The sequence below is a fragment of the Streptococcus parasanguinis genome, assembly GCF_001578955.1.
Lineage (GTDB): Bacteria > Bacillota > Bacilli > Lactobacillales > Streptococcaceae > Streptococcus > Streptococcus parasanguinis_U.
In genome coordinates this window covers 216,770-220,458 of sequence record NZ_KQ969689.1, presented here as the reverse complement: position 1 = coordinate 220,458, position 3,689 = coordinate 216,770, and the positions used below count along the sequence as shown (strand labels likewise).

At 43.6% G+C, this 3,689-nt stretch carries 3 protein-coding genes and 1 pseudogene; all 4 read right to left on the bottom strand.

The genetic code is table 11. The features are described 5' to 3' along the window. Positions 1–120: pseudogene (locus SPADD19_RS11340) on the bottom strand (energy-coupling factor transporter transmembrane component T family protein); the annotation flags it as partial. After that, a complete protein-coding gene (locus SPADD19_RS01015) occupies positions 92–1,795 on the bottom strand; it encodes an ABC transporter ATP-binding protein (RefSeq protein ID WP_061454977.1) in 1,704 nt (567 codons plus the stop codon). The gene SPADD19_RS01015 and the pseudogene SPADD19_RS11340, both read right to left, overlap by 29 nt. Next, positions 1,796–2,569, bottom strand: coding sequence for a nucleoside phosphorylase (locus SPADD19_RS01010; RefSeq protein ID WP_003018328.1), 774 nt, complete (start codon positions 2,567–2,569; stop codon positions 1,796–1,798). It lies immediately after the preceding gene. Between the two features lie 157 nt (positions 2,570–2,726). Beyond that, positions 2,727–3,632 carry a DUF4299 family protein gene (locus tag SPADD19_RS01005; RefSeq protein ID WP_061454976.1) on the bottom strand — a complete coding sequence of 302 codons (906 nt, stop codon included), beginning with the start codon at positions 3,630–3,632 and terminating at the stop codon, positions 2,727–2,729. Positions 3,633–3,689: the final 57 nt, after the last annotated feature.

Here is a 3,689-nt window from a genome sequence, read left to right as displayed (position 1 = left end):
AGTATCATAACTCAACATGGCGGCAAGAGATACAAAAAGAAGAAAGAGTAACTTACTCGCACCTGAAAGGCGATGAAGAAAACTCGTCCCCTCATGGTAGCCGACTAATCGATGCTTCATGATCTACTCCTTTCTGTTGCATATAAAACTGCGTTAGCGCCAAGGGATCCATTCCTAATCGATTGGCTAAGGCAAAAATCGAAGTCTCTTTGAGATTAGCCTCTTGTAAAATATCCGGATGAGTGAACAGCTCTGCAGGTGAGAGATCAGCTAGAATTTGTCCGTCTGATACCACAAGTGCACGATCAGAATAATCCAACATCAGTTGCATATCATGGGTAATCATGACAATGGTATGGCCTTTTTCTTGCAAGCTATCTAGAAATTCCATGATGTCAGTGTAATTGCGCTGGTCCTGACCTGCTGTCGGCTCGTCCAAGACCAAAATTTCTGGTCCTAAAACTAGTATAGAGGCGATGGTCACCCGTTTCTTTTGCCCATACGAGAGGGCAGAAATCGGCCATTTACGAAACTCATAGAGACCACAAGTTTTCAGTGCTTGATAGACACGCTCCTTAATATCTTCTTCCGATATCCCCCGCAAGCGCAAACCTAGAGCGACTTCGTCAAAAATCATATTGGTCGAAATCATTTGATTGGGGTTTTGTAGGACATAGCCTACTCGCTCAGCCCGTTCCTTGACACTCTCCTGCTTGATATCTTCGCCTCTAGAGGTGTATTGTCCTTCTGTGGTAATGAATCCACAGATGGCTTTCGCAAGAGTTGATTTCCCTGCCCCATTCTTCCCGACAATCGCTAAGCGCTGCCCTTTCGGAATCGTGAGGGATATATTTTTTAAGATCGGATGATTTTCTTGATAAGCAAAGGAAATCTGCTCCAACTTCAATAGTTCTTCTGCTTCACCAGTTTTAGTAAAGGTCGCTTCTGGAATCACACAATTTACATCATCCAGTTGGATATCGTCCAAACGATCCAGATGCTCCAATTGATTGATATCCTGACCAAGCTGGCGAAGAGCTGTTAAATAGAGGGGTTCTCGAATCCCATTTTCAGCCAGAAGTGTCGTTCTCAACAACTCATCTGGTCGACCATTAAAGAGAACTTGTCCTTGATTGATCAAGATAACCCGATCAACAGGACGGTAGAGTACATCCTCTAAACGGTGTTCGATAATAATGGTGGTCGTCCCCTGTTCTTCATGAATCTGATCGATCAGATCAATAATATCCTGACCCGACTTGGGATCTAGATTAGCCAGTGGCTCATCAAAGAGGAGGATCGGACTTTCGTCAATCAGAACACCTGCTAAGCTCACTCGCTGTTTTTGCCCACCGGACAAATCTTGTGGCCGATGATCCAAGAGCTTCATCAAATCCAAGCGTTCTGCCCAACTCTGCACACGCTCTTTCATCGTTCCCAGCTCAACCATGTCATTTTCAAGGGCAAAAGCCAAGTCTTCTGCGACACTCAAACCGATAAACTGGCCATCTGTATCTTGCAAAACCGTACTGACCAAATGAGATTTCTCATAAATACTGAGATCAAAGGCTTCATTCCCCTGAATGAGGAATTGTCCACTACTGGTTCCCTTATAGATATTGGGGATAATCCCATTTAAGCACTGGCCAATGGTTGACTTCCCAGAACCAGATGGCCCAACAATCAGAACCTTTTCCCCCTTATAAATGGTTAAGTTGAGATTTTTCAAGGTTGGTTCAGACTGTGCCTTGTATTGGAAGGAAAAATCCTTCAGTTCAATCATTGCTTCTTTCATTTAGTTTGCCTTTTCCCAAAAGAGCGCAAATTGGATGGCTAACTCCGCGATGCGATCCTTGCTATCTAAATCCTCATGACTAGATAAGGTTCGGATATCCCATTTTTCTTCCGAGAGGTGGTCAGCTGCATAGAAGAAATGGCAGAGCTCAAAGCCCCTATAAGCTGCTAAAGCTGCCACTGCCGAACATTCCATATCCACACAGATGGCTCCTGCTTCCTTTCGTCGCTTCATCTTGTCGATGGTTTCTCGGTAGGGTGCATCTGTCGTCCACACTTTTCCCGACTGATAAGAAACCTTGTGACTGTCCAGAAAGGCTTGGAAGAGAGGGAGGGTTTTCTTATTTACTTCCACTTCATCACTAGCCGGAAGATAGTGGTAACTGGTCCCCTCGTCGCGAAGAGCAGCTGTTGGAATGATGATGGAAGTCGCTTCGATATCTCGATCTAAAACCCCACAGGTCCCAAAAAGAACGAGTTTTTCCATCCCAAATTGAATCAGATCCTCTATAATCCCCACACAGGAAGCAGCCCCAACGGGTGCATTAAAGGCACCAATCTGTTGGTCTCCAATAGTGATCCCATAGACCAAGACTTCAAAATTAGCCATGGAGGTTCTTGCAATGACCTCATGATCGTAATTCTCAAGGAGGCGAGCAAAAGTTACTCTTGAAAAGCAAGAGATGACAACTTTGGGAAATCCTTCAATTGGTTGGTGTAAGTCTTGTGGATTGATAATCGCCTGTCGATTGGCATCAAATTCTTCTAACAGCATTTCGTGCACCTCTTTCATTCTACTTCTAGGCCCCTATTATACCATAATTAGCCTAGTCATTGGTTTTTGATCAAAGGAAGGAGTATAAAAAAGAACTGCTCCCAGACGTTAGATTTTTCGGATCAAACGTCGGAGAGACAGTTCACTGCGATATTTTTTACTTGTCCTCCAATTGCGCTAATTCTAGCAACCGTTCTTTGGACAATTTTTTAATTTCAATTTGACTAGCATCTAGCAGCTGGAATTCATCTGGCTCTAGTGCTTCCAGTAGATTCTTCAGTGCAAGAGAACCAATTGGATGGTAATTTTCTGGCTTATCCGGATCTCCATCGATCGCAACCAATAGAACTCGCCAATCAATGATACCCGCTAAACCCACAATTTCTACATATTCCGCAGGAACATGTGGCACGCTTGGCAAGACCGTATCCGTATCTTCTGTCAAGCTATAGCTGGCTAAGAAGGCTCCTGTCTCCTCCTGTTGATAAAAACGGACTTGACTGAAATAAGCTGCACTATATTGAATCTTCTTGATAAAGGCAGAGTAGGCTTCTAGTGGATGGACATGGTTCAAGACTTCCTGCACTGTATCCCGATCCAAATAGACTGGATGAGCGAAGCCTTGTACTTCAAACTCTTTTAGATCTTTTTCTTTCGTCACATTACCCAGCGTTTCTAGGATAACGACTTCATAATCAAAATGGAAAATAGAATCGGGAGTATAGCTCACGCCATAGCTGGCCACAATCTCCGTTCCTAATACTTCTGCGAGCCGACTAAGCCATCGAAGGGCCAACTGCCAATCTTCTTCTATCGCAAAAGAGGGCACCTGAATCTGATAAGACTCTTCTTCATCAAAATAGCGTAACTGCAGAGGAAGACCGCTCTTACCAAATACGATACAGTTCAAGCCTTCAAAATCATTTAAGGGACGATGAAGGGTGGCAGAATCATAGTTGTAGGTTGTTAACCCCTCCACTAATTTAAGAACTTCCTGTGCTGCGAGTACTTTCTGATAGCCAAATAAGCTCTTTTTATTTTTGATTGAAAACACGATACTCATTTGTTTTCTCCTTTGTGAAATCGCTTACCCAAAGTATAGCACAATTTTCAACCAATT

Coding starts and splice junctions, on each gene's coding strand:
- SPADD19_RS01010 (WP_003018328.1), bottom strand. CDS start 2,569: ATGCTGTTAGAAGAATTTGATGCCAATCGACAGGCGATTATCAATCCA.
- SPADD19_RS01005 (WP_061454976.1), bottom strand. CDS start 3,632: ATGAGTATCGTGTTTTCAATCAAAAATAAAAAGAGCTTATTTGGCTAT.
- SPADD19_RS01015 (WP_061454977.1), bottom strand. CDS start 1,795: ATGAAAGAAGCAATGATTGAACTGAAGGATTTTTCCTTCCAATACAAG.